Consider the following 6,774-nt stretch of genomic DNA (forward strand, 5'->3'; position numbering starts at 1 on the left):
GGCGCGGTCGTCTTGTGAGTACGGCAATCAAGAACCATGCGTGCGCTCGGTCAGGCGAACGCCACTGCCAATCCGGCTGTAGAGGCATTGCATACCACCGGCATCCTTGCCCTGAACTATTGCCCCCGACACTCTCTTGCCCCGATTGCCGGTCCTACGTTCTCTCGGAGGGCAACACGTCCGACGCCTGCTCGCGCCGTCTGCGAAACGTGAGAAGCCTCGCTTCGCAGAAGGACATCCGGCTCGATTGGGGCCATGCTTCTGCCAATAACCCCCCGGACCGGAACACGGCACGCTGGCGAAGCTGTGAAGTCAGCGGCGTGACTTCCGCATGGAAGGGCTCGCACTTCGCTTGGGTCGACCTATAGTGGCTAGCGTTGAGGATTCAGACCGGGGCCGGCAGCGTTTCATGACTTCATTGCGGGACCGTCTGCGCGCGGATACGGCGTTCAGGCACGATTGCGTCGATCGCGCCTACTCTGCCCTCGATCTCACGCAGCCTGACGACCTCCGCACCTTCCTGCGGACCCAACTGACGGTCCTGTGCGACATGAGTTGCCGCCCGAGCCGCCACTCCGCCGCTGCGACCGCTCTGGCGTCGCGCATGGCTGATGCGCTCAGGGCCGATCTGCGTGCCCTTGGCGGGACGCCCGTCGGGTCCGGTGGCGCACGGCCGCTTCATGGGACGGCGGTGCTCTACATGCTTTTGGGATCGAGTCTGGGGACGCAGGTTCTGCGCCGCCGCTGGCTCGGGGCGTCGAACCCGGCCGTTGCCGCTGCCGATCGATACTTCGGGCTTGCTGCCCCCCAGGGCGCCTGGCGGGCGCTGTGCGAGGAGTTGGCCGGGCGTTCGCCCCACGGGCCCGAGGCCGATCGCATCGTCCAGGATGCCGACGCCTTGTTCGAACTGCATCTGGCGGCACTGGCCGGCCCCGCTCTCCGGCCCGAAGGAGTTTTGCATGTCTGACGCCCAGCCCGGGAGCGAGCGCCAACTGCCCGATTTGTCGGAATGCGCCCGCGAGCCGATCCAATTCCTGGGCCATGTTCAGTCCTTCGGCTGCTTGTTGATGATGTCGAACGACTGGGTGATCCAGAACGTGTCCACCAACACCGGCGTGATCCTCGGGCTTGATGCCCACAGCCTCGTCGGCGCGCGCCTGATGGATCATCTGTCGCCCGACGCGATGCATGATCTGCGCGGCAAGCTCCAGACCCTGAGCAGCGGGGACGAAAGCGGTCGGTTGTTTGGCGTGGACCTTTTGGGGGACGGGCGCAGCTTTGACGTCGCCCTGCATCGCGTGGGATCCAGCTATGCCATCGAGTTCGAGTCCAAGACGGGCGGGCGCAAGCGCGACGACCTCGCGCTGGTGCAGCCTCTCATTGCGCGCGTCCGCCGGTGCCGGACCGTCGAGGAAATGTGCCGGGCCGCCGCCCGGGGCATGGCTCTCCTGACCGGCTTCGCACGGGTCATGGTCTATCGGTTCGGGCCCGATCAGAACGGCGTCGTCATCGCCGAAAGCCGCAGCGACAAGATGGAAAGCTATCTGGGCCTGCATTTTCCCGCGGGCGATATCCCGCCCCAGGCGCGGGATCTTTACCGACGCAGCCTGCTGCGGATCATCGCCGACGTCGATGCGCCCGTGTTCCCCATCATCCCGGATCGCGACCCCGAAGGGCACCCTGTGGACCTGTCGCTGTCCGTGACGCGGGCCGTTTCGCCCATTCATCTCGAATACCTTCGCAACATGCCGGTCCGGGCCAGCATGTCGGTCTCCATCCTCCGCATGGGCGAACTGTGGGGGCTGATGGCCTGCCACCACCCCGAGCCCCATCACATCGACTACGAGACGCGCTCGGCGGTGGAGCTGTTCATCCAGCTCTTTTCCTACGAACTCGCGCTTTGCGAGGACCAACTCGAACGGGACCAGGCCGGCAGGGCCCATGACCTCCACGAGCGGCTCGTCATGCTGTTCGAGAGCGGTGTCGATTTCGCAAGCGGGCTCGACCGGATCGCGGAGGAGATTGGCGCCGTCATCGACTTCGACGGCTTGGCCCTGCTGAGCGAGGAGCGTTACTGCGCCCAGGGCCTTGCTCCCGACGAGGCGGAGTTCGCGCGTCTTGAGCGTCATCTGGCCCGCGCTCCGGCGGGGCGGGTCTTCTGCACGGATCATCTGGAGCAGGCTTGCCCGGGCGCCGTCTCGCCCGAGCGGTGCATCGGCGGTCTTATGGCACTGCCCATCAAGCGCCATCCGCGCCGGTTCCTGATGCTGTTCCGGAGCGAGGTGGCGCAGAATGTCGTCTGGGCCGGCGATCCCACCAAGGTGGTCACCGACAAGGGCCGCATCCATCCGCGCCGGAGTTTTTCGGCCTGGCGTGAGATCATTCGTGGCCACAGCACGCCCTGGTCACCCGCCGAGAGGCGCGCGGCCGAGGTGCTGCGCGTGACCCTGCTGGAACTCGTGCTCAAGCTCACCTCGGACCAGAACCTTGCGGGCCAGAAGCGCAGCCGCAAGCAGGAGGTGATGATCTCCGAGCTCAACCACCGGCTCCGGAACGTCTTCGGGCTGGTGGAGGGGATCGTGTCCCAGGCCGACCCGGCCGGAACTCCCTACGCCGACGAGGTGAAGGGCCGGCTGCGGTCCCTGGCGCGGGCCAACGACCAGCTGACTCGCACCCGGCGGGACCGGTTCTCTCTCGCGGATCTGATCCGGGACGAGGTGGCCGCCTTTGGCGGGCCCGTCGATCGGGTGGGAATCGAAGGGGGGAACGTGCTTCTTCCCGCGGTGCACGGGGCCACCCTGTCGCTGGTGGTCCACGAACTCGTCACCAACTCGGCCAAGCACGGGGCGCTGAGCCGTCCGGAGGGCACGATCGAAGTCACCTTTGCCCCCACGCCGCAAGGGGTGGAATGGACATGGCGGGAGCGCGGAGGTCCCCCCGTGGTCCGTCCGGAACGCGTGGGGTTCGGCAGCACGCTCATCGCCCAGGCCATTCCCCACGAACTGGGCGGTCAGGCGCGCATCGACTACGAGCCCGAAGGATTGAACGCCTGCTTTCTCCTGCCCACCCGGCAGGTCGAGTTCGTGGCCGACAGGGCGCTCCCGGCACGGCGGCCCGTCCTTGTGCCAGCCCCCCCGCAGCCGTCCATCCGGCTGTCCGGCACGGTGCTGGTGGTGGAGGACAACCTGATCATCGCGATGAACGCGGCGGACGCCCTGAGAGGACTTGGCGCGGACGACGTGCTCATCGCCGGCACCATCCCCGAGGCGTTGGCGCATATCGAGGCCTGTCCGATCGCCTTGGCCATCCTGGACGTCGACCTGGGCGGGCAGACCTCGGCCGCTGTGGCCGAGCGGTTGAAGGAACGTGCGATCCCCTACCTGCTGGCCACGGGCTACGACGCAGAGCAGGCCGCCCGCGACAGCGGCATCCCCGCGAGCCATGTCCTGAGCAAGCCCTACAGCAACGAAGGGATCGCAGAGATCCTGGGTCGGATCATGCGCCACTCCGACCCGGCCGGATGATCGCTTTCGGACCGGCCTTGCCGCAGACCCTCGCCATTACGCCCCATGAGACAGGGTGGCGACCCGAGTGACCCCCCTGCCCAGACCGGTTTCCCGTCCGGCCCTCCGTGGCACAGACCGATGCCGTCCGTTTCCGTGAGTCTGGAACATCGGCCTGTTCGCGATCAGGGCTGCATCCGGCTTGTTCCATCAGGCCTAAGCCACCATGCGTCGAGCCGCCGGTGACCTGATTGAGCGGCTCGCCTCCGCCGTATCCGATCGGCTGACCGCGCAGCTGATGAATTGGCCGCGGACTTTGATGCCACTGCGGATCATGGCTGGGCGCAGGGGGCGTTCCCTGCCAGAGGACGTTCGCCCCGGGCAGGATGGTGCTGGCCGGCCGGGTCAGGCCGCAGCGCTCATGTGTCGATCCGTCTGGATGGCTTCGGCTGCGCGGGGAGATATGTGCCCCTTCGGATTGGCTCCCTTGCGGCGCAGGAGGCCCATGTCAGCCGGCGATCGGACCGGGTCCTCGTCCCGCGACAGGGATGCGTTCTGGTCATGCGCGGTCCGGAAGAACGCCATCGCTCCTCGCAGGGCTTCGGCCTGTGTCGCCAGCGTCTCGGCGGTGGCGGACACCTGTTCGGAGGCGGCGGTGTTTTCCTGCGTGACCTGGTTGAGCTGATCGATGGCCTGATTGACCTGGGACGCTCCGATCGACAGCTCTTGGTTCGCCGTGCTGATCTGGGCCACCAGTCGCGAGGTCCGCTCGATGTCGGTGACGAGCTGCTGAAGCTTGGGCCCGGCCACTTCAGTGCCGACCTTGGTGTCGGCCGAAAGCCGGCTGACTTCGGCCGCGGCCTTCTGGCTGCGCTCTGCCAGCTTGCGGACCTCCGAGGCGACGACGGCAAAGCCCCGCCCGTGTTCCCCGGCCCGCGCGGCCTCTACTGCGGCGTTGAGCGCGAGGAGGTCGGTCTGGCGCGCAATCTCCTGCATGACGAGGATCTGCTGGGCGATGGTCGTCATCGCGCCCATCGAAACCTCGGTCATCTTGATCACCTCGCGGGCGCTTTCCAGCGACTGGGTCGCGACGGTCTCGGTCTCGCCGGCGCTGTGGGCGGTCTGCTTGATGTTGGCCGCCATCTGCTCGACGGAGGCCGAGGCCTGCTCCGTCGCGGCAGCCTGTTCGGTGGCGCCTTGGCTGAGCTGTCCGGCGGTCGCCGCCATCTCGCTCGAGCCCGAGGCGACCTGACCTGCGCTGGCCGAGGCCTCCTCGGTCACGCGGCGCAGCGCTTCGACCATGGTGTTGAGGGCATTCAGGAGGTCGGACACCTCGTCGTTGCTTCGGATCGCCGCCTTTTCGGTCAGGTCGCCGGTAGCGACCTTGCGCGCAAGCTCGACACCGCGCGTCATGCCCCGAAAGATGCTGAGCACGATCCAAGTCGCGCTCGCGGCCCCCAGCACGGCGCTGACGACCAGCAGGGCGATGACCAGCGTCCGCGCATTGGCGTAAAGATCCGCGGCGTCGGTTTGGGCGTTATCCAGAGCCTCATAATTGTACTCGAACAGCTCACGCAGTGCCGCTTCGGCCGCCGCCCAGCTATTGGCTGCTTCGCCGTGAAGGACGTCTCGCGCTCCGGCTTGGTCATCGGCATCATAAAGCGCCATCGCGCGGTCGTTGGCTTGCGTGAGCGGGACGCTACGCTCGCGGAACGTGGCCACCAAGGCGACCCCGCGTTCGTCATCGAACGTGGTTTCAAGTTGGTGCATCAGGGACTTGCGGGCTTCACGGGCCGCCGACAGCTCGTCCCGCGCCGTCTGTTCCTGCGCCTCGGTGTCGGAAAGGAGGACGTCTCGAACGGCCTGCTTGATCAGGAGTTGCTGGGTCATCAACTCCTCGGACTGCTGGGCGCGGTTCAGTTCCACCTGGACCATCCTGGTGACCCTGTCGTTCAGGCTCCCCAGCTTATCGATAGCCGTCAACATTCCGGCGCCGGACATCAGGATCAGGGCCGCAAATGTCGCGACCAGCTTCATTTTGAGCGTTACACGCATGTCGGTTCTCTTGCTTGGCATGCCGCAAGGCCGGTTCTGCTGGTCCGCGGTCATGCAAGCAGTTCTCCGCGTGGGAGCTTGCCTACTGTTTAAATGCCTGTCCGAATCAAGGCAGGCAGGCTGGAAATCGTAGCTGCTGGTTAATTCGCTGGAAGGAATGACCCGTCTCCGGAGGCATCGTGGTAAACGCCATCGCTCCTTGCGGCGGATCCGTCAGGGATGACGGACGGCTCCCCCAGCAGGCCGAATCTGTCGTGGCCGTCCCGCTCTGTGATCGCTGCCTGAAAGGCAGCTGCGTTAGAAGGGCGGACCCTCAGGCGCTCTGCTTTTGTCCCTGGAGCGGTGAGGGCTCCGTGAGCGGCGGCGCGAAGTATGCATCCACGAGCGCGCCATGAAGGGTGTCCAGCTCCTCCTGACCCAGCCTCAGGATGCTGGCAAGCCGGCGCTCGTCCCCGACGGCGCTGTTGGCGGCCAGGATCGCAAAGAGCTTGGCCGTGAGTTCGGTCATGGCCGTTCCATCCGGCAGCCGCGCCAGCGCGCGCTCTGCCTCCTGCACGCAGCAGGCGAGGGCTCGGGGGAACACGGTGGAGCAGGCGAGGAAACGGACGACGCCCGGCCGGGTGACCGGTCCGCCCACACTGCGCCGGTACATCTGATACGCGGTCAAGGACTTGAGCACGCCGATCCATTCGGCGGCATTGTCCTCGGAGCCGCTGAGCGAGTCCAACAGGACACGGGTGACGAAGTCGCCGCGCTCCACGGCGCGGCCCAGCCGGAGGAAGGCGTAGCCCGCGTCCTCGTTCATCGAGCCGAGGAACAGCCCCGCCATGGCTTGGGCATGGGTGATGATTTCGCGCAGATGCGCGTCCCGACGCTGGGGGGCCGCCGCGCCCGGCCGGGACGCGAGTGCGTGCAGCGCGTTGATGGCCTCCCAGCTCTCGCGGGGGAGGACGTCGCGCAGGATCCTGATGTTCTCGCGGGCGCGGGCCAGCGTTCCCAGGACCGAGGACGGATTCGCCGGGTCCGTGATCAGGACGTTGGTCGCCTCGCGCTCGGTCTGCGCCAGCCCGCGTCTTTGAAACTCGGGCAGGTTCCCGGTGACGCGCAGGGCCGGTTCCCAGTAGAAGCCGGGCCGGTCGGGCCGATCGAGCCGTGTTTCCGAGTGGACGCTGACCAGGCGTGCGGTGTTTTCGGCCCGTTCGAGGTGGCGGGCCAT

The 6,774-nt window shown here is 66.9% G+C and carries 4 protein-coding genes; 2 read left to right on the forward strand and 2 right to left on the reverse strand.

What is annotated here, in order from left to right; genetic code table 11:
• The first annotated feature begins 409 nt into the window (after positions 1–409).
• Together FHG66_RS21635 and FHG66_RS13795 are read left to right on the forward strand one after the other, a co-directional pair.
• The gene (locus FHG66_RS21635) at positions 410–967 is read left to right on the forward strand and encodes a heme oxygenase-like domain-containing protein (RefSeq protein ID WP_176556253.1); all 558 of its coding nucleotides are present in this window, start codon (positions 410–412) and stop codon (positions 965–967) included.
• A complete protein-coding gene (locus FHG66_RS13795) occupies positions 960–3,524 on the forward strand; it encodes a GAF domain-containing protein (RefSeq protein WP_176556254.1) in 2,565 nt (854 codons plus the stop codon). The genes FHG66_RS21635 and FHG66_RS13795 overlap by 8 nt, the downstream gene beginning before the upstream one ends.
• A 384-nt stretch (positions 3,525–3,908) precedes the next feature.
• Here the strand turns inward: FHG66_RS13795 and FHG66_RS13800 are convergent, their stop codons facing one another.
• Both FHG66_RS13800 and FHG66_RS13805 read right to left on the reverse strand, forming a co-directional pair.
• Entirely contained in the window at positions 3,909–5,558 is a 1,650-nt protein-coding gene (locus FHG66_RS13800; protein ID WP_176556255.1) for a methyl-accepting chemotaxis protein, read from the reverse strand.
• A gap of 313 nt (positions 5,559–5,871) precedes the next feature.
• On the reverse strand, positions 5,872–6,774 hold a 903-nt coding region (locus FHG66_RS13805; protein WP_139077634.1), incomplete at its 5' end, for an alpha-E domain-containing protein.

Source organism: Rubellimicrobium rubrum, assembly GCF_006152115.1.
GTDB classification, from domain to species: domain Bacteria; phylum Pseudomonadota; class Alphaproteobacteria; order Rhodobacterales; family Rhodobacteraceae; genus Rubellimicrobium; species Rubellimicrobium rubrum.

Excerpts from the sequence above, each read along its gene's own strand:
- FHG66_RS13795 (WP_176556254.1), top strand. The coding sequence starts at position 960 with ATGTCTGACGCCCAGCCCGGGAGCGAGCGCCAACTGCCCGATTTGTCG.
- FHG66_RS21635 (WP_176556253.1), top strand. The coding sequence starts at position 410 with ATGACTTCATTGCGGGACCGTCTGCGCGCGGATACGGCGTTCAGGCAC.
- FHG66_RS13800 (WP_176556255.1), bottom strand. The coding sequence starts at position 5,558 with ATGCGTGTAACGCTCAAAATGAAGCTGGTCGCGACATTTGCGGCCCTG.